The organism is Streptomyces sp. NPDC039609 (assembly GCF_055596705.1).
This window is the reverse complement of sequence record NZ_JBVIUJ010000002.1, coordinates 255093-274928: the sequence shown is the minus strand read 5'-3', so window position 1 is coordinate 274928 and position 19836 is coordinate 255093. Positions and strand designations below refer to the sequence as shown.

The 19836-nt window shown below is 71.2% G+C and carries 18 protein-coding genes; 13 read left to right on the top strand and 5 right to left on the bottom strand.

From position 1 onward, the window contains the following. The first annotated feature begins 85 nt into the window (after nucleotides 1-85). The 3 genes from ACZ561_RS06740 to ACZ561_RS06730 all read left to right on the top strand — a co-directional run bounded on the left by ACZ561_RS06740 (nucleotide 86) and on the right by ACZ561_RS06730 (nucleotide 3448). Nucleotides 86-1264: a helix-turn-helix domain-containing protein gene (locus tag ACZ561_RS06740; RefSeq protein ID WP_470990495.1), complete on the top strand. Its 1179-nt coding sequence runs from the start codon at nucleotides 86-88 to the stop codon at nucleotides 1262-1264. A 126-nt stretch (nucleotides 1265-1390) separates the two neighbouring features. Further along, nucleotides 1391-2548, top strand: coding sequence for an acyl-CoA dehydrogenase family protein (locus ACZ561_RS06735; protein WP_470990493.1), 1158 nt, complete (start codon nucleotides 1391-1393; stop codon nucleotides 2546-2548). After that, on the top strand, nucleotides 2549-3448 hold the full coding sequence (locus ACZ561_RS06730; protein WP_470990491.1) for an acyl-CoA thioesterase: 900 nt from the start codon (nucleotides 2549-2551) through the stop codon (nucleotides 3446-3448). It begins immediately after the preceding gene. A gap of 20 nt (nucleotides 3449-3468) precedes the next feature. Here the strand turns inward: ACZ561_RS06730 and ACZ561_RS06725 are convergent, their stop codons facing one another. Beyond that, entirely contained in the window at nucleotides 3469-6213 is a 2745-nt protein-coding gene (locus ACZ561_RS06725) for a SpoIIE family protein phosphatase (RefSeq protein ID WP_470990489.1), read from the bottom strand. Nucleotides 6214-6293: 80 nt separating this feature from the next. Between ACZ561_RS06725 and ACZ561_RS06720 the strand changes: the two genes are divergently transcribed. Then, entirely contained in the window at nucleotides 6294-7247 is a 954-nt protein-coding gene (locus tag ACZ561_RS06720; RefSeq protein ID WP_470990487.1) for a cation diffusion facilitator family transporter, read from the top strand. Here the strand turns inward: ACZ561_RS06720 and ACZ561_RS06715 are convergent. Both ACZ561_RS06715 and ACZ561_RS06710 read right to left on the bottom strand, forming a co-directional pair. Further along, entirely contained in the window at nucleotides 7217-7990 is a 774-nt protein-coding gene (locus tag ACZ561_RS06715; protein WP_376444923.1) for a phosphatase, read from the bottom strand. The genes ACZ561_RS06720 and ACZ561_RS06715 overlap by 31 nt on opposite strands. Nucleotides 7991-8062: 72 nt before the next feature. Further along, a complete protein-coding gene (locus ACZ561_RS06710; protein ID WP_362357574.1) occupies nucleotides 8063-8650 on the bottom strand; it encodes an SACE_7040 family transcriptional regulator in 588 nt (195 codons plus the stop codon). 87 nt (nucleotides 8651-8737) lie between these two features. On the opposite strand from ACZ561_RS06710, the gene ACZ561_RS06705 reads away from it, so the two are divergent. The 6 genes from ACZ561_RS06705 to ACZ561_RS06680 all read left to right on the top strand — a co-directional run bounded on the left by ACZ561_RS06705 (nucleotide 8738) and on the right by ACZ561_RS06680 (nucleotide 16047). After that, the gene (locus tag ACZ561_RS06705; RefSeq protein ID WP_470990484.1) at nucleotides 8738-10345 is read left to right on the top strand and encodes a carboxyl transferase domain-containing protein; all 1608 of its coding nucleotides are present in this window, start codon (nucleotides 8738-8740) and stop codon (nucleotides 10343-10345) included. 14 nt (nucleotides 10346-10359) lie between these two features. Continuing rightward, the gene (locus ACZ561_RS06700; RefSeq protein WP_470990482.1) at nucleotides 10360-12366 is read left to right on the top strand and encodes an acetyl/propionyl/methylcrotonyl-CoA carboxylase subunit alpha; all 2007 of its coding nucleotides are present in this window, start codon (nucleotides 10360-10362) and stop codon (nucleotides 12364-12366) included. Next, the gene (locus tag ACZ561_RS06695) at nucleotides 12363-13301 is read left to right on the top strand and encodes a hydroxymethylglutaryl-CoA lyase (protein WP_470990480.1); all 939 of its coding nucleotides are present in this window, start codon (nucleotides 12363-12365) and stop codon (nucleotides 13299-13301) included. The genes ACZ561_RS06700 and ACZ561_RS06695 overlap by 4 nt, the downstream gene beginning before the upstream one ends. A 2-nt stretch (nucleotides 13302-13303) precedes the next feature. Beyond that, nucleotides 13304-14464: an acyl-CoA dehydrogenase family protein gene (locus ACZ561_RS06690; RefSeq protein ID WP_470990478.1), complete on the top strand. Its 1161-nt coding sequence runs from the start codon at nucleotides 13304-13306 to the stop codon at nucleotides 14462-14464. A 104-nt stretch (nucleotides 14465-14568) separates the two neighbouring features. Continuing rightward, the gene (locus ACZ561_RS06685) at nucleotides 14569-15072 is read left to right on the top strand and encodes a GNAT family N-acetyltransferase (RefSeq protein ID WP_470990476.1); all 504 of its coding nucleotides are present in this window, start codon (nucleotides 14569-14571) and stop codon (nucleotides 15070-15072) included. Nucleotides 15073-15312: 240 nt separating this feature from the next. Beyond that, complete coding sequence (locus ACZ561_RS06680) at nucleotides 15313-16047, top strand: translation initiation factor IF-2 (RefSeq protein WP_470990474.1); 735 nt, start codon at nucleotides 15313-15315, stop codon at nucleotides 16045-16047. Nucleotides 16048-16061: 14 nt separating this feature from the next. Here ACZ561_RS06680 and ACZ561_RS06675 read toward each other — a convergent pair whose 3' ends face one another. Continuing rightward, nucleotides 16062-16331 (bottom strand): DUF397 domain-containing protein, encoded by a 270-nt coding sequence (locus tag ACZ561_RS06675; protein ID WP_470990472.1) that lies wholly within the window; start codon nucleotides 16329-16331, stop codon nucleotides 16062-16064. After that, a complete protein-coding gene (locus tag ACZ561_RS06670; protein WP_470991302.1) occupies nucleotides 16300-17139 on the bottom strand; it encodes a helix-turn-helix domain-containing protein in 840 nt (279 codons plus the stop codon). The genes ACZ561_RS06675 and ACZ561_RS06670 overlap by 32 nt, the downstream gene beginning before the upstream one ends. Before the next feature lie 86 nt (nucleotides 17140-17225). On the opposite strand from ACZ561_RS06670, the gene ACZ561_RS06665 reads away from it, so the two are divergent. From ACZ561_RS06665 to ACZ561_RS06655, 3 genes are all read left to right on the top strand, one after another. Then, a complete protein-coding gene (locus ACZ561_RS06665) occupies nucleotides 17226-17660 on the top strand; it encodes an ATP-binding protein (protein WP_470990470.1) in 435 nt (144 codons plus the stop codon). 149 nt (nucleotides 17661-17809) lie between these two features. Continuing rightward, complete coding sequence (locus ACZ561_RS06660) at nucleotides 17810-18856, top strand: ABC transporter substrate-binding protein (RefSeq protein ID WP_470990468.1); 1047 nt, start codon at nucleotides 17810-17812, stop codon at nucleotides 18854-18856. 4 nt (nucleotides 18857-18860) lie between these two features. Beyond that, on the top strand, nucleotides 18861-19712 hold the full coding sequence (locus ACZ561_RS06655) for a siderophore-interacting protein (protein ID WP_470990466.1): 852 nt from the start codon (nucleotides 18861-18863) through the stop codon (nucleotides 19710-19712). Nucleotides 19713-19836: the final 124 nt, after the last annotated feature.

The window sequence follows — 19836 nt, the reverse complement described above, 5'->3', positions numbered from 1 at the left end:
CCGACGCCCGCCGCCTGCAACGGTGACGCGCCCTCCACCCGTCCCGGAACCATCCCACCCCCGCTGACGTGCAAGGACATGAAGCATGGGACGCAGGGTCGAGGGGGATGGAATGCCGAAGGACGCCGCCGTCGAGGAGTTCGCGCGGCTCGTGCGCGCGCTGAAGGCGCGGGACGGGCGCAGTTACGAGGCGCTGGGCCGGCGCCTGAACGTCAGCGCGTCCACCCTCCACCGCTACTGCTCGGGCGCGACCGTCCCGGAGGAGTTCGCCGTGGTCGAACGCCTCGCCCTGCTGTGCGGGGCGGACGAGGAGGAGCGGCGGGCCCTGGAGGTGGTCTGGAGCCGCGCGGACCGCACCCGTCGCCCTCCGGTGCCGGAGCCCGACACGGAGCCCGAGCCCGGCCCGGAACCGGAGCCGGCGCCGGAGCCCGAGCCGGCCCCGGAGCCTGCGTCCGAGCCCGAGCCCGAGCTGGAACCCGTGCACGCGCGCGTGCCGGGCCTCCGGTCCGAGCGGCGGAGGCTCCGGTGGCGGTGGATGGGCGTGGTCGTCGGGGCGCTGGCGGTCGTGGGGACGGTGACGCTCGGAGCCGTACTCCTGCCCGGGAAGACCCGGGAGCGGGCCGCCGAACCACCGGTGCCGCTGACATGGACGGTCGCCTCGCACATCTGGAAGAACGGGTGCGGGCACACCTACCTCGTGGAGCGGACGCCCTCTCCCCCGCCGGAGGCGGCCGACGCGCGGAGCTGGGCGGCGGCGCAGGGGGCCGTGGACGGCGGGGAGACGCTGGTGCGGGTGTCGGTGCAGGGGAAGGGCGCGGCGGCGGTGGTGCTCCAGGCGCTGCACGTGCGGGTGGTGGAGCGGGGCGCGCCGCTGCCGTGGGCGGCGTACCGGATGGACGACGGGTGCGGCGGGGCGGTGACGCCGCGCCGTTTCGAGGTGGACCTGGACCGGCCGCGGCCGGTGGCGCGGGCGCTGGACGGGTACGACGCCTCCGGGGAGGTGGGCCGGTCGCTCCCGGCGGTCTCCTTCCCGTACGCGGTCAGCGCCGCCGAGCCGGAGGAGCTGCTGGTCTCGGCGGGGGCGGCGGGGTGCGACTGCCGTTGGTACCTGGAGCTGGAGTGGAGCAGCGAGGGCCGCTCCGGCACGGTCCGGATCACCGACGACGGCCGGCCGTTCCGCACCAGCGGCTTCGAGGGACGTCCGGTGTTCGAGTACGACACCCTCGACGGCCGCTGGGTCACCGGCGAGGCGCCTCGGTCCTGACCGGACGTGATATGGGCAACGCCGGGGGTTCAGATCTGGACAGCGGCGCGAACCGATGGGTAACTTGACTGAGCAAGCGCTTAGGCATGCTGCGTCAGGTACCCAGGACTCCGAAGGAGGCGGCTCGTGCGCCGTACGGTATTCAACGAGGACCACGAGGCGTTCCGGGAGACCATCCGGGCCTTCATCGAGGCCGAGGTCGTCCCCGTCTACGACGAGTGGTTCGCCGCGGGCCAGGCGCCGCGCGAGTTCTACGGCAAGCTCGGCGAGCTGGGCATCTTCGGTATCAACGTCCCCGAGGAGTTCGGCGGCGCGGGCCTGGACACCCACAAGTTCGAGGCCGTCCTCTACGAGGAGACCTCGCGCGCGGGCGTCCAGTTCGGCGGCTCCGGCGTGCACGTGCTGCTTGCCCTGCCCTACATCAAGATGCTCGCCACCGACGAGCAGAAGAAGCGCTACCTCCCGAACTTCGTCTCCGGTGACGAGATGTGGGCGCTGGCGATGACCGAGCCGGGCACCGGCTCCGACGTCGCGGGCATGAAGACCACGGCCAAGCTCTCCGAGGACGGCACGCACTACGTCCTCAACGGCGCCAAGACCTTCATCACCGGTGGCGTCCACGCCGACCGCGTGATCGTCTGCGCCCGTACCGCCGCCCCGACGGCCGATGACCGCCGCCACGGCATCTCCCTCTTCGCCGTGGACACCAAGTCCGAGGGCTACTCCATAGGCCGCAAGCTGGACAAGCTCGGCCTGCGCACCTCCGACACCGCCGAGCTGGCGTTCGTCGACGTGAAGGTGCCGGTCGAGGACCTGCTCGGCGAGGAGAACAAGGGCTTCTACTACCTCGGCCACAACCTGGCCTCCGAGCGCTGGGGCATCGCCTTCGGCGCCTACGCGCAGGCCAAGGCCGCCGTCCGCTTCGCCCAGCAGTACGTGCAGGAGCGCACCGTCTTCGGCAAGCCGGTCGCGCACTTCCAGAACACCAAGTTCGAGCTGGCCGCCTGCCAGGCCGAGGTGGACGCCGCCGAGGCGGTCGCCGACCGCGCCCTGGAGGCCCTGGACGCCGGCGAGCTGACCCCGGCCGAGGCCGCGAGCGCCAAGCTCTTCTGCACCGAGGTCGCGCACCGCGTCATCGACCGCTGCCTCCAGCTGCACGGCGGCTACGGCTACATGAACGAGTACCCGATCGCGCGTCTGTACGCCGACAACCGCGTCAACCGCATCTACGGCGGCACCAGCGAGATCATGAAGTCGATCATCGCCAAGTCGATGGGTCTGTAAGTGCCCGAGGCTCTCGACGCCCTGCTCGATCTGCTCGACCTCGAGCAGATCGAGCAGAACATCTTCCGGGGACAGTCCCGCTCCGCCGTCGTCCCCCGCGTCTTCGGCGGCCAGGTGGCCGCCCAGGCGCTGGTGGCGGCGGGCCGGACCGTCCCCGGCGTTCCCCAAGCTCTCGGCTCCGCTCGAGCAGGGGAGGCCCCAAGGCTCGTCCACTCCCTGCACGCGTACTTCCTGCGCGCCGGGGACCCGGGTGCGCCGATCGTCTACACGGTCGACCGCATCCGCGACGGCCGCTCCTTCACCACCCGCCGGGTCGTCGCCGTCCAGCACGGGCAGCCGATCTTCCACTTCTCCGCGTCCTTCCAGACGTACGAGGAGGGGCTGGAGCACCAGTACGACATGCCGGCCGCGCCGGACCCGGAGTCCCTGCCGACGGCGGCCGAGATGCTGCCCCGGCACCTGCCGGGGCACGTCGCGCAGCGGCTGGTCGAGGCACGGGCGGCGGTGGATCTGCGGTACGCCGAGATTCCGCCGTGGGGCTCCGTCGGGGAGCCGCGCGAGCCGCGCTCGCAGGTCTGGTTCCGTACGAACGGCAAGCTGGCCGACGATCCGCTGCTGCACGTCTGCCTGGCGACCTACGTCTCCGACATGACGCTGCTCGACTCGGTGCTGCTCGCCCACGGGCGCGGCGGCTGGGCGGTCGGGGATGTCGTCGGGGCGTCGCTGGACCACGCGATGTGGTTCCACCGGCCGTTCCGTGCCGACGAGTGGCTGCTGTACGACCAGGAGTCGCCGTCCGCGTCGGGCGGGCGGGGCCTCGGCCAGGCGCGGATCTACACGCAGGACGGAAAGCTGGCGATCTCCGTCATCCAGGAGGGCGTCGTCCGCGTCCCGCGCTGAGGCGTCGAACATTCGCGGAATCATCCCCGGCCGGGCATCTGGCCGGGGATGATCTGTTCCGTCCAGATGACCTTGCCCTCGGCGGTGTACCGGGTTCCCCAGCGCTCGGCGAACTGGGCCACGAGGAAGAGACCCCGGCCGCCCTCGTCCGAGTCCGACGCCCGGCGCAGGTGCGGGGCGGTGCTGCTGCCGTCGGAGACCTCGCAGATCAGGACACGGTCGAAGATCAGCCGTACCCGGATCGGGCCGGTGCCGTAACGGATCGCGTTCGTGACCAGCTCGCTCAGGATCAGCTCGGTGACGAACGCCTCCTCGTGCAGGCCCCAGCGCTCCAGCGTCCGGGTGGCCTCGGCGCGCACCGGAGCCACGGCGGAGGGGGCGGAGCGCACCTCCCACGCGGCGGTGCGGTCGGCGTCCAGGACGCGGGTCCTGGCGACCAGCACGGCGACGTCGTCGCGCGGGCGGCCGGGCAGCAGACACTCCAGGGCGGCGCGGCAGGTCTCCTCCGGGGAGCGGCCGGGGTGGGCGACCGCGCGGCGGAGCAGTTCGAGACCCTCGTCGATGTCACGGCCGCGGTCCTCGACGAGGCCGTCGGTGTAGAGCACGAGGGTGCTGCCCTCGGGGAGCTCCAGCTCGACCGTCTCGAAGGGCAGGCCGCCCAGGCCCAGCGGTGGGCCACCCGGGATCTGGAGGAACTCGGCGCTGCCGTCGGGCCGCACGAGGACGGGGCCGAGATGCCCGGCGCGGGCCAGGGTGCAGAGCCGGGAGCCCGGGTCGTAGATCGCGTAGAGGCAGGTGGCGCCGGTGACCTGCGCGACCGCACCGCCGTCGCCGCCGGCCCCGCTCCCGTCCTCGTACTCGCTCCCGTCCTCGCCCTCGCCCTCGTGCTCGCCCTCGTCCTCGTCGATCCGGGCGACCAGCTCGTCCAGGTGCCAGAGCAGCTCGTCCGGGGGCAGATCCAGGTTCGCGAAGTTGTGGACGGCGGTCCGCAGCCGTCCCATGGTGGCGGCGGCGTGCAGGCCGTGCCCGACGACATCCCCCACGACGAGGGCGACCCGGGCGCCCGGCAGAGGGATGACGTCGAACCAGTCCCCGCCGACACCGCCCACCCCGCCGGCCCCGGCCTGTGCCGGCAGATAGCGGTGGGCGACCTCCACCGCGGTCTGCTGGGGAAGTGCCCGGGGCAGCAGGCTGCGCTGCAGGGTCACCGCCATGGTGTGCTCGCGCGTGTAGCGGCGGGCGTTGTCCACGCTCACCGCGGCGCGGGCGACCAGTTCCTCGGCGAGCGACTGGTCGTCCTCCTCGAAGGGCTCGGGCTTCTCGGCACGCCAGAACGTGGCCACGCCCATGACGACGCCCCTGGCCCGCAGCGGGGCCGCGATCATCGAGTGGATCCCGTACGAGAGGAGCCTGCGGGCGTTCGCCGGATCCTGCTGCTGCCAGCCGGAGAGCGCGGCCATGTCCGCCTCCATGACCACCTTCCCCGTTCCGAAGCCGGCCGCCTGGGGCGTGGACGGCACGAAGCTGATCAGGCTGCCGGTCGGGTAGAGCGGGCTGTCGTCCCGGATGCCGCGGAAGGCCACACGGCGCATGTCCGCGCCCCGCCCCGCCGGCTCCTCCCCCAGCACGACCGGGTCGGCGAGGTCGACGGTGACGAAGTCGGCGAACCGGGGGACGGCGAAGTCCGCCAGCTCCTGGGCGGTCCGCGCGACGTCCAGCGTGGTCCCGATGCGCATTCCGGCGTCGTACAACAGCCGCAGCCGCTCCCGCGCGATGTCGACCCTGCCGGTGAGCGCCTGCAGTTCGGTGGTGTCCCGCAGGGTGACGACGGTGCCGGGCGGACCGCCGTCACGGTCGGTGGGCCGCTGGTTGACCGCCAGCAGGCGGTCGCCGGCCACATGCACCTCGTCGGCGGCCGGCCGGCCCGAGTCCAGCAGCCGGGCCATGTCCGGGTCGATCCCGAGGTCCAGCGCCGCGCGGCCCGGTGCGTCGGGGGCGAGATCGAGAAGTCGGCGCGCCTCGTCGTTGGCCAGGACCAGTCGCTGCTCGCCGTCGAGGATGAGCACGCCCTCGCGCACGGAGTGCAGCACCGCGTCGTGGTGGTCGTACATCCGTGTCATCTCGGCGGGCCCCAGACCGTGGGTCTGGCGCATCAGCCGCCTGCTGACCAGCGCGGTTCCACCGGTGGTGAGGGCGAGAGCGCCGGCCGCGGTGCCGAACAGCAGGGGCAGCTGGGCCTCGACGATCCCGCTCACCTGGTCGCTGGTCACTCCGGCGGCCACCAGGGCGATGACCTCGCCGTTCTGTCCGACGACGGGCACGACGGCGCGGATGGAGGGGCCGAGGGTTCCGGTGACGGTCTCCCTGACTATTCCGCCCGCCGCCGCCGGGGCGATGGTGCCGATGTACCGCCGCCCGATCTGATCGGGGTCGGGATGGGTGTAGCGCACCCCGTCGGGTGTCATCACCACGATGAACGCCACCTCGGATCCGGCGCGCGCCCGTTCGGCCCTGGGCTGCAGGATCGCCGAGGGATCGGAGCCGGCGAGGGCCTCTTCGAGGCCGGGCGCACTGGCGAAGGTCTGCGCCACCGCGAGGGACCGGGTGCGGGCCTCCCGCTCGCTGTCGTTACGGGACTGCAGGACGAGCGCCACCATGGCCGCGACGACCAGGAGCACCACGATCGCCACCTGGAGGAGGAAGACCTGACGGGCGACGGTGCGTGCGCTCAGCATCGAGCGCATGTGGCCGATGAAACCAGCCATGCCTCATTTCTAGCACCGTCGTTCAGGAGCGGTGGTGTCGTTCGTCCTCCGCGCCGACGCCCGGACATACCGTCCGGTCCATGGCGGAACAGGGCGAGAGCGTGTTCACGGTGATCGTGGCGGCGGTGGCGAACCTCGGGATCGCCGCAGCCAAGGCGGTGGCGGGGCTGATCAGCGGATCGAGCGCGATGCTCTCCGAGGCGGCCCATTCGGTGGCCGACACGGTCACCGAGGTCATGCTGCTCACCGCGCTCAAGCGGAGCGAGAAGCCCGCGGACGAGGACCATCCGCTCGGGTACGCCGGCGAGCGCTACGTCTGGGCGCTGCTCGCCGCCGTCGCCACGTTCGTCGGCGGCGCGGTCTTCTCCGTCTACGACGGCATCCACACCCTCGTCCACGGCGAGGAGTTGGGCGACCCGCTCGTGTCGTACATCGTGCTCGGCGTCGCCTTCGCGCTCGAGAGCCTCTCCCTGCGGACCGCCGTCCGTCAGGTCAGGGGCGAGGCGGAGCGGATGAAGGCTCCCTTCGGCCGCTATCTGCGGCTCACCCCCGACACCACCGTCAAGGCCGTGGTGATGGAGGACTCGGCCGCCCTGGCCGGCCTGCTCCTGGCGGCGGGCGGCCTGCTCGGCGTCGAGATCAGCGGCTCGGCCGTGTGGGACGGCGTCGCCTCGATCCTCATCGGGGCGCTGCTCGTGTACGTGGCCTGGGTGCTCGGCCGCTCCAACGCGGAGCTGCTGATCGGCCGTCCGCTGCCGCGCCCGATGCGGGAGGCGGTCCGTGAGGAGCTGCTCACGGTTCCGCACATCATCGACGTACTGGAGCTGACGACGCTGATCCAGGGCCCGGACGAGGTCATGATCGCCGCGAAGGTCGACTTCCGTGACGTGTCCTCGGCCGAGCAGGTCGAGTGGGCCTGCGAGGAGGCGGAGGAGCAGCTGCGGGAGCGCTTCCCCGCCGTCCGTCGGGTCTATCTGGACCCGACACCGGCGGTCGCCCCGGGTCAGAGCAGACCGGACGCGTCGAGCACGTAGTCGGTGAGCGGCTCGTAGGAGCGGGGGTCCAGGACGTGGTCGTCAAGGGGGATCGTGACCTGCATGGTGCCCTCGGCCTCGCCGATGAAGAGGGCCGGGTCGTTGCAGTCGGCGTAGCCGACGGAGTCGATGCCCCGCTGGCCCGCGCGCCCGGCCCAGCCGTGGTCGGCGACGACGAGATCCGGTCGGCCGTCCTCGCCGAGGGCGTCCAGGATCGCGTTCATGGGTTCCGGCGAATGGGTGTGCCAGAGGGTGGCGCCACGCTCGAAGACGGCGACGTCGGCGAACTGCACGACGTACCCCTCGTCCGCGATGAGCCCGCCGGGGATCCGTACGATGTCGCAGCCCTTGGCCCGCAGGGCGGCGGCGACCCGGCTGTGGGCGTCGATCAGCGCGCCGGGGTGCCCGGTCGCGAACAGCACCCGCTCCTTGCCCGCGGCGGCCTTGCGCAGCCGGGCGGCCATCCGGTCGAGGCCGTCGACGGTCAGGTCGGGGTCGATGGTGTCCTGCCCGGTGCGGTGGGCGGGGTCGTCGTTGACCCCGCACCGCTCGGCCATGACGGCGAGCACGTCCTGCTCGTCGGTCCACCGGTCGCCGAGCTCGAGGCCGAGCCAGTAGTGCCGGTCGCCGTTGGCGAGCTTGCGGTAGTGGGAGAGGTTGTTGTCGCGCGGGGTGGCGACATCACCTGCGATCCGGGTCCGTACAAGGTGCTCGACGAGGGCGGGGCGACTGAGTATCGGCATGGGCCTCATTCTGCTGGACCGGGCCCTGTTGTGGGCAATCATTCCGCCCTGCGGGACCCGCGAGGGCGGCGCCTACGCGTCGGCCAGGGCCCCGAACGCCCCGTGCGCGAGGCGCCTCAGGAGCGCTTCCATCGACGTCCTGCCCAGCGCGGCGAGGTGCGGCGTCGAGTTCAGGAGCCCGAAGACGGCGTGGACCGCCGCCCGCGCCTCGCTCTCGGAGGACGCCGGGTACAGCTCCCGTACGACCGCCACCCACAGCTCCACGTACTGCCGCTGGAGCTGTCGCACACGCTTGCGGTCCTCGTCCTTCAGCCGGTCCAGCTCCCGGTCGTGGAGGGTGATCAGCGGCCGGTCGTCGAGTGCGAAGTCGATGTGGCTGTCGATGAGTGAGCCGAGCAGCGCCCGCGGGTCGCTCTCCCCCTCGCCCACGCGCAGCCGCCCGCCGTCGAGGAGCCGTTCGCTGATGCCGACGAGCAGCTCGGCCAGCATCGCGTCCTTGCCCGCGAAGTGCCGGTAGAGCCCGGGGCCGCTGATGCCGACGGCGGCTCCTATCTCGTCGACGCCGACGCCGTGGAACCCACGCTCGGCGAAGAGGCGAGCGGCCTCCTTGAGGATCTGCTCGCGGCGCGTGGGGGCGTCGGTCCTGGCGGTGGTGGTCATGGAATCGATTCTAGACAATGGGGTTAGCGGTCGTTAACCTGAAAGCCATACGTTAACGCTCATTAACCGAGCAAGGGAGCTCAGTCGATGCAGCAGGCACCTGTGCTGACGAGCGCGGCGGACCCCGCGTCGCCGGCCTGGCAGGCCAACGAGGCGGCCCATCACGAGCTGGCCGCCACGCTGCGCGCCAAACTCGCCGCGGCCGCGCTCGGCGGTGGCGAGAAGGCCCGCGCCCGGCACACCGCGCGCGGCAAACTGCTGCCGCGCGACCGCGTGGACACCGTCCTGGACCCGGGGTCGCCCTTCCTGGAGCTCGCCCCGCTGGCCGCGAACGGCATGTACGGCGACCAGGCACCGGCCGCCGGAGTCATCGCCGGCATCGGCCGGGTCTCGGGCCGCGAGTGCGTGATCGTCGCCAACGACGCGACCGTCAAGGGCGGCACGTACTACCCGATGACGGTGAAGAAGCATCTGCGGGCCCAGGAGGTGGCGCTGGAGAATCGTCTCCCCTGCCTCTACCTCGTGGACTCCGGCGGCGCGTTCCTGCCCATGCAGGACGAGGTCTTCCCGGACCGCGAGCACTTCGGCCGGATCTTCTACAACCAGGCCCGGATGTCCGGCGCCGGCATCCCGCAGATCGCTGCGGTCCTCGGCTCCTGCACGGCCGGTGGCGCGTACGTCCCGGCGATGAGCGACGAGGCCGTGATCGTACGGAACCAGGGCACGATCTTCCTCGGCGGTCCGCCGCTGGTGAAGGCCGCGACCGGCGAGGTCGTCACGGCGGAGGAGCTGGGCGGCGGCGAGGTCCACTCCCGTACGTCCGGTGTCACCGACCACCTCGCGGAGGACGACGCCCACGCGCTGCGCATCGTCCGCAACATCGTCGCCACCCTCCCCGCGCGCGGCGAGCTGCCCTGGTCGGTCGCGCCGGTCGAGGAGCCGAAGGTGGACCCGGCGGGTCTCTACGGCGCGGTGCCGGTGGACTCCCGTACCCCGTACGACGTCCGCGAGGTCATCGCGCGGATCGTGGACGCCTCCCGCTTCCAGGAGTTCAAGGCGGAGTACGGGCAGACGCTGGTCACCGGCTTCGCCCGGATCCACGGACACCCGGTCGGGATCGTCGCCAACAACGGCATCCTCTTCTCCGAGTCGGCCCAGAAGGGCGCGCACTTCATCGAGCTGTGCGACCAGCGCGGCATCCCGCTGCTCTTCCTGCAGAACATCTCGGGCTTCATGGTCGGCAAGGACTACGAGGCGGGCGGCATCGCCAAGCACGGCGCCAAGATGGTGACGGCCGTGGCGTGCACGCGCGTGCCGAAGCTGACCGTGGTCGTCGGCGGCTCGTACGGCGCGGGCAACTACTCGATGTGCGGCCGGGCGTACTCGCCGCGCTTCCTGTGGATGTGGCCCAACGCCAAGATCTCGGTCATGGGCGGCGAGCAGGCCGCGTCCGTCCTCGCGACGGTCAAGCGGGACCAGCTCGGCGACGAGTGGAGCGCGGAGGAGGAGGACGCCTTCAAGGCCCCGATCCGCGAGCAGTACGAGACCCAGGGCAATGCCTACTACGCGACGGCGCGGCTCTGGGACGACGGGGTCATCGACCCGATGGAGACCCGACAGGTGGTGGGCCTCGCCCTCACGGCCTGCGCCAACGCGCCCCTGGGTGACCCCCAGTTCGGCGTCTTCCGGATGTGAGGGGACCTCAGAAGATGTTCGACACAGTCCTTGTGGCCAACCGGGGCGAGATCGCGGTCCGGGTCATCCGCACCCTGCGGGCGCTCGGCGTCCGCTCGGTGGCGGTGTACAGCGACGCGGACGCCGAGGCCCGTCATGTACGGGAGGCGGACACGGCGGTACGGATCGGTCCGCCGGCGGCCTCCGAGTCGTACCTCTCGGTCGAGGCGCTCCTCGACGCGGCCCGGCGGACGGGCGCGCAGGCGGTCCACCCCGGCTACGGCTTCCTCGCGGAGAACGCCGGGTTCGCGCAGGCGTGCGCGGAGGCGGGCCTGGTCTTCATCGGCCCGCCGGCCTCCGCGATCTCCCTGATGGGCGACAAGATCCGGGCGAAGGATACGGTGAAGGCGGCGGGCGTCCCGGTGGTTCCGGGCGCGGCCGATCCGGAACTGGAGGCGGCTGCGCGCGAGCTGGGCGCCCCCGTACTGCTGAAGCCCTCGGCGGGCGGCGGCGGCAAGGGAATGCGGCTCGTACGCGACCTGTCGACGCTGACCGACGAGATCGCGGCGGCGCGGCGCGAGGCGCGGTCGTCCTTCGGCGACGACACGCTGCTCGTGGAGCGGTGGATCGACCGACCCCGGCACATCGAGATCCAGGTCCTCGCGGACGGGCACGGCAATGTCGTGCACCTCGGTGAGCGCGAGTGCTCGCTGCAGCGGCGCCACCAGAAGATCATCGAGGAGGCGCCGAGCGTCCTGCTGACTCCGGAGATCCGGGAGCAGATGGGCGCGGCGGCGGTCGAGGCAGCCCGCTCGTGCGGCTATGTCGGCGCGGGCACGGTCGAGTTCATCGTGCCGGGCGTGGACCCGTCCTCGTACTACTTCATGGAGATGAACACCCGGCTCCAGGTGGAGCACCCGGTGACGGAACTGATCACCGGGATCGACCTGGTGGAGTGGCAGCTGCGGGTCGCGGCCGGCGAGAAGCTGGCCTTCGCCCAGTCCGACATCCGCCTGGACGGCTGGGCGATCGAGGCTCGCATCTGCGCGGAGGACCCCGCGCGCGGCTTCCTCCCCTCGGGCGGCACGGTCCTCTCGCTCCACGAGCCGCAGGGCGACGGAGTCCGCACGGACTCGGGCCTGAGCGAGGGAACGGAGGTGGGCAGCCTCTACGACCCGATGCTGTCGAAGGTCATCGTCCACGCGCCGGACCGCCCCACCGCCCTCCGCCGCCTCCGCGCGGCCCTGGCGGACACGACGACCCTGGGCGTCCCGACGAACGCGGGCTTCCTCCGCCGTCTGCTGTCCCACCCGGACGTCATGACCGGCGACCTGGACACGGGCCTGGTGGAACGGGACGCGGAGAGCCTGGTCCCGACGGGCGTCCCCGACGAGGTGTACGCGGCGGCGGCGCTGCTGCGTCAGTTCCCCACGGCTCCCCCGGCCGAGGGCTGGACGGACCCGTTCGACGCCCCCACCGGCTGGCGCCTGGGCGGTACGCCCGCCCGGACCCCGCACCACTTCCGCGTCCCGGGCCACGACCCGGTGTCCGTCCGCGTCCGCGGTACGGCGAACTCCGCGGAGCTGCTGCTCGGCGACCCGGAGGTGCCGGCCGACACGGTCACCGCCACGCTCGTCGGCTCCCCGGCGGCCACCGGGGAGCGGGAGCTCACCCTCTCTCTCGACGGCGTCACCCACCGGTTCCGCCTCGCCCGTTCCCCCGAGGGGATCTGGCTCGGGCGGGACGGGGACTCCTGGCACGTCCTGGATCACGACCCCGTCGCCGCCGCCCTCACCGGCGCCCGGCACGGTGGGGCCGACACGCTCGCCGCGCCCATGCCCGGGACCGTCACCGTCGTGAAGGTCGGGGTCGGGGACGAGGTCGAGGCCGGGCAGAGTCTGCTCGTCGTCGAGGCCATGAAGATGGAGCACGTCATCTCCGCCCCGCACGCCGGCACCGTCACCGAGCTGGACGTCACCCCCGGCTCCACCGTCGCCATGGACCAGATCCTCGCCGTGGTGACCCCCAGGGAGGAATCATGACCACGGGCCTGCCCATGACCGTGCCCGCCCAGGGGCTCCCCGCCCGCGTGCGGATCCACGAGGTCGGCCCTCGCGACGGGCTCCAGAACGAGAAGACCGTCGTCCCGACGGCCACGAAGGCCGAGTTCGTCCGGCGCCTCGCCGCCGCCGGGCTCGACACCGTCGAGGCGACCAGCTTCGTCCACCCCAAGTGGGTGCCCCAGCTGGCGGACGCCGAGGAGCTGTTCCCGCTCCTCAAGGACGTTCCGGCCCGGCTCCCGGTCCTCGTGCCCAACGAGCGCGGGCTCGACCGCGCCATGGCCCTCGGCGCCCGCGAGATCGCCGTCTTCGCCTCCGCCACCGAGTCCTTCGCCAAGGCCAACCTCAACCGCACCGTCGACGAGGCCCTGGCCATGTTCGAGCCCGTCGTCACCCGCGCCATAGAGCAGGGCCTCCGTATCCGCGGCTACCTCTCGATGTGCTTCGGCGACCCCTGGGAGGGCGCCGTCCCCGTCGAGCAGGTCGTCCGCGTCACCAAGGCCCTCGCCGAGATGGGCTGCGACGAGCTGAGCCTCGGCGACACCATCGGCGTCGCCACCCCCGGCCATGTGGAGGCCCTGCTCCAGGGACTCAACGAGGCCGGTGTCCCCACGTCCCGTATCGCCGTGCACTTCCACGACACGTACGGGCAGGCCCTCTCCAACACACTCGCCGCACTCCGGCACGGCGTGACCACCGTCGACGCCTCCGCCGGTGGCCTCGGCGGCTGCCCGTACGCGAAGAGCGCCACGGGCAACCTCGCCACCGAGGACCTCGTATGGATGCTCGAGGGCCTCGGTATCGAGACCGGGGTCAATCTGGCCGCCCTCACCAGCACCAGCGTGTGGATGGCCGACCAACTGGGCCGACCGAGCCCTTCCCGAACCGTTCGCGCGCTCTCCCACAAGGAGTCCTAGCCATGTCCCTCGACCACCGGCTCTCCGAAGAGCACGAGGAACTCCGTCGCACTGTGGAGGAGTTCGCCCACGACGTCGTCGCGCCGAAGATCGGCGACTACTACGAGCGTCATGAGTTCCCGTACGAGATCGTCCGCGAGATGGGCCGTATGGGCCTGTTCGGCCTGCCCTTCCCTGAGGAGTACGGCGGGATGGGCGGTGACTACCTCGCCCTCGGCATCGCGCTGGAGGAGCTCGCCCGCGTCGACTCCTCCGTCGCCATCACCCTGGAGGCGGGGGTCTCGCTCGGCGCGATGCCGGTCTACCGCTTCGGCACCGAGGAGCAGAAGCAGGAGTGGCTGCCCCGGATGTGCTCGGGCGAGATCCTGGGCGCCTTCGGCCTGACCGAGCCCGGCGCGGGCAGCGACGCCGGCGGCACCCGCACCACCGCCGTCCGCGACGGCGACGACTGGGTCATCAACGGCTCGAAGTGCTTCATCACCAACTCCGGTACGGACATCACCGGTCTGGTCACGGTCACGGCGGTCACCGGCCGCAAGCCCGACGGCCGCCCGCTGATCTCCTCGATCATCGTCCCGTCCGGCACCCCGGGCTTCACCGTCGCCGCCCCGTACTCCAAGGTCGGCTGGAACGCCTCGGACACCCGTGAGCTGTCCTTCGACAACGTCCGTGTGCCCGCCGCGAATCTGCTCGGCGAAGAGGGCCGCGGCTACGCGCAGTTCCTGCGGATCCTGGACGAGGGCCGGATCGCGATCTCGGCGCTGGCGACCGGGCTCGCGCAAGGCTGTGTCGACGAGTCGGTGAAGTACGCGAAGGAACGTCACGCCTTCGGCCGGCCGATCGGCGACAACCAGGCGATCCAGTTCAAGATCGCGGACATGGAGACGAAGGCGCACATGGCCCGCATCGGCTGGCGGGACGCGGCGTCCCGGCTGGTGCTCGGCGAGTCCTTCAAGAAGGAGGCGGCGATCGCGAAGCTGTACTCCTCGACGGTGGCCGTGGACAACGCCCGCGAGGCGACCCAGATCCACGGCGGCTACGGCTTCATGAACGAGTACCCGGTCGCGCGGATGTGGCGCGACTCCAAGATCCTGGAGATCGGCGAGGGCACCAGCGAGGTCCAGCGGATGCTGATCGCACGGGAGTTGGGCCTCTCCACCTGACGGGGGCCGGCGACAGCCGGCCGACCCTGCGAACGTGCCCGGCCTCCCTCGGATCCCGAGGGAGGCCGGGCACGTTCGGGATGGCCGTAAGAGAGAGTGAGGCCATGACCACCTACGAGACGATGGCGTACCACTTGGAGACCGAGCGGCTGATACTGCGGCCGTGGGCCGAGTCGGACGCCGAGGAGTTCTGCGGCCTGCTCGCCGAGCGCCGCAAGGGCAAGCCCCCTGTGGAGCGCATCCGGTCGTCCATCGCGGAGCTGCTCGCCGCGACGGAGAACACGGGAATCGCCCTGCTGCCCATCCAGCGCCGCGACGAGGGCGACTTCATCGGCTACTGCGGGTTGATCATCGGCCGCACCACCCTGGAGGAGCCCGAGATCGCCTACGAGCTGTTCCAGCGCGTGCACGGGCGTGGCTACGCCACCGAGGCGGCGGCAGCGGTACTCGACGCCGCGATCGCGACGGGACGGGAACGGCTCTGGTCGACCGTCGGCACGTGGAACACGCCGTCGCTCCGTGTCCTCGAGAAGCTCGGGTTCGAGCGGGTTCGCGTCTCCACGGAGGACAGCGGCGAAGTGGCATGGCTCACGCGCGCGTTGCCATGACGCTCACCCCGGGTCCCGGCTGCCCTTACTCCCTTTCCCGGGCAGGGCCCGGCTTCCGGTGACGGGGAAGCAGATGACGCGCAGCGGGATGCCGAGGGGCGGCCGGCTGAAAGCATCCCGATCGCCACTCGTGCCCGCATGGTGGCACCAGGCAGGGGCCACCGGCTGAGCACGGGTAACTATCCCGGTCTGAGTATGGGAAGGGTTGCCCGCCGCGAGCGGGGCAGGAAGGGTGGACGCATGCGCCGACTGCTGCTGCTCGCCCCCGTGTTGCTCCTCACCGCCGGTTGCGGGGTGATGCAGAACTCCGCGAGCGAGGCGACGGACGAGGCACGGGAAGTGGCCAGGAAAGCGGGCGAGCGGCTCTACGGCCAGCGTCCGCGCACGGCGGAGGACGTCGGGCGATCCGCTTCCGGCATCGACGGCGTGGAAGTCCTCCAGCTGACGGGCACCTCGACACACGACGGGGACGGCGTCCACGTGGTCGTCCGCACGTCCGGCTCGGCGTACAACGGATTGTTCGACCCTCAGGAGATCGTCGTACAACGGTGCTTCGAGGTGGGGGTGTCGCCCAAGTCGGAGTGGCGCGAGGAGCCCCGCGACGTGGACTGCCCGGACGTACCCCGGATGATCTTCGCCCCGCCACCCGAACCGCTCCGGCTGCCGCACGGGGAACTCAGCGCGAAGCTTCCCCGGGTGCCGGAGGGCGGCCGGGCGGACGAGGCGGAGGTACGCCGCACACTCGCCGCCCTGGACATGGATCCCGCGATCCGTACCGAGGTGAAGGCGGACGGCGGCCGGGTCGGCGTCCTCCTGTCGGTGAAGGGCAACGGCTTCGACCCGCAGGACTGCCTTTTGGCCCGTGTCGCCCCCGGCTCCACCGAGGTGTGGGTGCCGCCCCGGATCCAGCGGATGCCCGGCGAGGGTGGTTGCTCCGTCGCCAACGCCCTGGACCCGGTGCCGCCACCGCACTGAGTCCGCCGCGGCGGTCAGCCGAGGAGACCCTCGCGGGCCGCCGCCACGAAGGCGGTGAACGCGGCGGGAGTCGCCAGGAAGGCGGGACCTTCGGGGTTCTTGGAATCCCGGACGGCGACGTGGGCGGTGAGATCGGCGACCTCGACGCAGTCGCCGCCGGTGTCGCCGCTGTGGGAGGACTTGCGCCAGGCGGCGGGGCCGAGGGGGGCGCATTCGATGCACTCGCCGCCGTCGGAGCCGCTGTACGACGACTTACGCCAGCGCAGTTCCTGGCTCGTGCGCATACCGTTCCTCCATCACGCGGGCGATCAGCGCTGCCGAGTCCTCCCGGGAGAGGGCAGTGGCCTGGAGCCGAGCGTAACCGACGGAACGTTCCCTGATCAGTTGCGGATTGGCTGTCACATGCCCCCCTCCGTAGACCGGCGCGTAGAAGAGATCCGGGTCGCCCTCGAACCGAAGCAGAGTGAACGATCCCATCATCCCGGCATGCTGTCCGGCCGAGAGCGGCAGCACCTGGACATGGACCCATGGGTGGTTCATGTAACCCAACAACCGCCGGAGTTGCTTTTGCATGACCTCCCGGCCGCCGATCTCCAGAAGCAACGAAGCTTCGTCCAGAACCACGCACATCACGGGCGGATGCTCCCGCTCCAGGATCCGCTGGCGCTCCATCCGGGCCGCCACCATCTCGTCGAGCCTGTCGGGATGGTCCACGCCCAGAACCGCCCGCGCGTACCCCTCCGTCTGCAGCAGGCCGTAGACGAGCTGCGCCTGATACGTCGAGATGTACGTCGCCCGCGCCTCCATCTCCGCGTACGCCTGGAACCACGTCGGCAACTGGCTCTTCAGCACCAGCCCCACCAGCCGGGTGAACAACCCGCCTGTCATCAGCGCCGCGTCGAGCCGTTCCGAGAACTCCCGTGTCGGGACCTTCTTCGTCGTCTCGATCTGGCCGATCAGCGACGCCGTGCAGTAGACGATGTCGCCCAACTGCTGCTGGCCGAGGCCCGCCTGCTCCCTCAGCCGACGGAGTTCCGAGCCGTAGTAATCGAGCGGCGAGGCGCTCGGATCGAGACTGCGGATGTTGACCACGTCGAGGTTCACCCCCCAAACCCACGCGTCACCGCGTTCGTTTCGGTCCGTAGCCGAGCGTAACCAGATCGCCTCACCCTGGTGGCATGAATCACGCAACTGACCTCTATCCGGCGGAACTTCGGAACAGCTACCGCATGGGCTTCACCGTCGGTGAGCACTCCGCCGGTCACATGCGCCGCATCCTGCGCATGTCCCTCGGCCGTTGGGGGCTCGACCGGCTCGCCGACTCCGCCGGGCTCGCGCTCACGGAGCTCGTCGCCAATGTCGTACGGCACGTGCCCGGGCGGCGGTGCACCGTCCTGATCCTGCGGGAACCGCACGGGCTGCGGGTGGAGGTCGCAGACGCACTCTCCGGGCCGCCGCTCCACGCCAAGGCGGCCGAGCCGCTCGCTGAGGCCGGGCGGGGGCTCATGCTCGTCGAGGCCGTGATCGACCGCTGGGGCGTGGAGCCGTCCGCAGACGGCAAGACGGTGTGGTTCGAGTGCGACGCGCAGGAGCCCCGGGAGCAGGGGACATGACGGGCTTTCCGCCCTTCCCGCTCCCACCATGCCTCTGGCATGTGACACAGGCCCCAGCCCCTACTTCTACTGATCCACGTGAGGTTAGGCTAACCTTCCCCCGAATTGCCCAGGCGCCGACTCCGGCACGTACCGAAAGCGACATCGCCATGCCCAGCAACGCCCGAGCCACCCATCTCACCCGCCGCGGTCTGCTCGCAGCGGGCGGCGCCCTCGGGCTCGGCGCCGCGCTCGCCGCCTGTGGCACCAAGACCCAGGACGGCGCCTCCTCCGGGGCCTCCGAGAAGGCCGGCCCGTGGAAGTTCACGGACGACCGCGGCACGGCCGTCGAGACGAAGTCCACCCCGAAGAACATCGTCGCCTTCACCGGTATGGCAGCCGCGCTCAAGGACTTCGGCATCGAGGTCAAGGGCGTCTTCGGCCCGACCTACGTCGAGGACCCGAAGACCAAGGAGAAGAAGCCGGACGTCCAGGCCGGCGACCTCGACATCGCCAAGGTCAAGGTCATCGGCAACGTCTGGGGCGAGTTCAAGATCGAGGAGTACCTCAAGCTCAACCCCGATGTCCTCATCACGGACATGTGGGAGAAGAACGACCTCTGGTACGTCCCGGCGGAGCAGAAGGACAAGATCCTCAAGGTGGCCCCGAGCGTCGCCCTGTGGGCCTCCGACAAGTCCATGCCGACCGTCCTCCAGCGCCACGCCGACCTCGCCGCCTCGCTGGGCGCCGATGTGAAGACCAAGCAGATCCTGGACGACAAGGCCCGCTTCGAGGCCGCCGCCGAGCGCGTCCGCCAGGCAGCCAAGGGCAAGAAGGACATCAAGGTCCTGATCGGCTCCGGCTCCCCCGACCTGTTCTACGTCTCCACCCCGGTCCGGCCGACCGACACGCTCTACTTCCAGGAGCTGGGCCTCAACATCATCGTTCCCGACAAGCTGGACCAGGGCGGCTGGTTCGAGGGTCTGAGCTGGGAGAACGTCGACAAGTACAAGGCCGACGTCATCCTGCTCGACAACCGCACCTCGGCCCTGCAGCCGGAGGCCCTCAAGGCCAAGCCGACCTGGGCCGCGCTGCCCGCCGTCAAGGCCGGCCAGGTCTTCCCGCGCGTGACCGAGCCCATCTACTCCTACGCCAAGTGCGCCCCGCTCCTCGAGGACCTGGCGAAGGCGCTGGAGAACGCGAAGAAGGTGGCCTGACCCCATGACGAGCGCCGAGACCGCCCCGTTCCAGTTCTTCAACCTCCAGGTCGACCGGACGCGGCGGCTCGGCCCGTCCCTGGTCCGGGTCACCTTCACGGGAGAGGACCTCACGTCCTTCGCCTCCGGCGGACGCGACCAGTCGCTCTCCCTCTTCCTGCCGCATCCCGGCCAGCAGGCCCCCGCCCTGCCCCCGCTGGACAACCCCGACATGTACGCGATCCTCGGCGCCTGGCGCGCGATGCCGGACGACGAACGGGCCGTCATGCGCTCGTACACCGTCCGGGAGCAGCGCACGGAGCCGCGGAACGAGGTCGACATCGACTTCGCGCTGCACGAGGACGGCGGCCCCGCCTGTCGCTGGGCACAACGTGCCGAGCCGGGCGACCGGGTGGTCGTCCTCGGTCCCGCGATCGCGGCGAACACCGCCGTCCGTTTCCAACTGCCGGATGACGCCGACTCCGTACTCATCTGGGCGGACGAGACGGCGCTTCCGGCCGCCGCGGCGATCCTGGAGTGGCTGCCGGCCGAAACCCGCGCCCACGTCTATCTCGAAGTCCCCTACTCCGGCGACCGCCTGGAGCTGGCGACACAGGCCGACGCCACCGTCACCTGGCTGATTCGTGAGGAGGGCGCGCCCTCCGGAGTGGACGCGGTGCGCGCCGCCGAGCTGCCGGGCGAGGCTCCGTACGTCTGGATCGCGGGCGAGTCCGGTGCGGTGAAGGCGCTGCGCCGTCACTTCGTGCGGGAGCGTGAACTGGACCGCCGACGTGTGACGTTCGTCGGCTACTGGCGCAAGGGGCTGTCCGAGGATGCCCTGCGCGAGGTGCCGGACGAGACGCAGGACGACGCGTAGCCGGACCGCCGGGCGGCGCCTCGTCACCCCGAACGTTCACCGATAACCCCCCATCCAGCCAAGGGTGGGGGGTTATTTTGCGCCAAACTTAGGTTAGGCTAACCTTACTTCGAATTGATCGCGT

Bases quoted from the DNA above. Each gene is read 5' to 3' on its own strand.
- ACZ561_RS06740 (WP_470990495.1), top strand. From the start codon at position 86: ATGGGACGCAGGGTCGAGGGGGATGGAATGCCGAAGGACGCCGCCGTC.
- ACZ561_RS06725 (WP_470990489.1), bottom strand. From the start codon at position 6,213: ATGGCTGGTTTCATCGGCCACATGCGCTCGATGCTGAGCGCACGCACC.
- ACZ561_RS06720 (WP_470990487.1), top strand. From the start codon at position 6,294: ATGGCGGAACAGGGCGAGAGCGTGTTCACGGTGATCGTGGCGGCGGTG.
- ACZ561_RS06715 (WP_376444923.1), bottom strand. From the start codon at position 7,990: ATGCCGATACTCAGTCGCCCCGCCCTCGTCGAGCACCTTGTACGGACC.
- ACZ561_RS06710 (WP_362357574.1), bottom strand. From the start codon at position 8,650: ATGACCACCACCGCCAGGACCGACGCCCCCACGCGCCGCGAGCAGATC.
- ACZ561_RS06705 (WP_470990484.1), top strand. From the start codon at position 8,738: ATGCAGCAGGCACCTGTGCTGACGAGCGCGGCGGACCCCGCGTCGCCG.
- ACZ561_RS06700 (WP_470990482.1), top strand. From the start codon at position 10,360: ATGTTCGACACAGTCCTTGTGGCCAACCGGGGCGAGATCGCGGTCCGG.
- ACZ561_RS06695 (WP_470990480.1), top strand. From the start codon at position 12,363: ATGACCACGGGCCTGCCCATGACCGTGCCCGCCCAGGGGCTCCCCGCC.
- ACZ561_RS06690 (WP_470990478.1), top strand. From the start codon at position 13,304: ATGTCCCTCGACCACCGGCTCTCCGAAGAGCACGAGGAACTCCGTCGC.
- ACZ561_RS06685 (WP_470990476.1), top strand. From the start codon at position 14,569: ATGACCACCTACGAGACGATGGCGTACCACTTGGAGACCGAGCGGCTG.
- ACZ561_RS06680 (WP_470990474.1), top strand. From the start codon at position 15,313: ATGCGCCGACTGCTGCTGCTCGCCCCCGTGTTGCTCCTCACCGCCGGT.
- ACZ561_RS06675 (WP_470990472.1), bottom strand. From the start codon at position 16,331: ATGCGCACGAGCCAGGAACTGCGCTGGCGTAAGTCGTCGTACAGCGGC.
- ACZ561_RS06665 (WP_470990470.1), top strand. From the start codon at position 17,226: ATGAATCACGCAACTGACCTCTATCCGGCGGAACTTCGGAACAGCTAC.
- ACZ561_RS06660 (WP_470990468.1), top strand. From the start codon at position 17,810: ATGCCCAGCAACGCCCGAGCCACCCATCTCACCCGCCGCGGTCTGCTC.
- ACZ561_RS06655 (WP_470990466.1), top strand. From the start codon at position 18,861: ATGACGAGCGCCGAGACCGCCCCGTTCCAGTTCTTCAACCTCCAGGTC.